A 237-nucleotide genomic window follows, 5' to 3' on the forward strand; every position below is an offset into this window, starting at 1 on the left:
CATCCTCAAAAAGAATGATGTATGAAAACCAATTACCTAATTCGGGAGGAAAAAGCTCCATATCTTCTGGTTTTTGCATCATAATGCGCTTCCCAAAGATTTCGAGCCACTGATCATTTTCTTTAAAAGAATCTACATCAGTTACAAAATACGAGATGTCATAATCTTGGAAGTTGTCAGGAGGGATATTTCTGTTTGTACGTGACCCTTCCAAAGTGACCAATCGGATTCTCTCAT

Annotated in this window: 1 protein-coding gene; it reads right to left on the minus strand. The window is 37.6% G+C overall.

Annotated elements, in window-relative coordinates:
- On the minus strand, nt 1-237 hold a 237-nt coding region (locus tag SB660_RS23715; RefSeq protein WP_410585049.1), incomplete at both ends, for an aminoglycoside 6-adenylyltransferase.

The organism is Bacillus sp. SIMBA_005 (genome assembly GCF_046535585.1).
Classification (GTDB): domain Bacteria; phylum Bacillota; class Bacilli; order Bacillales; family Bacillaceae; genus Bacillus; species Bacillus pumilus.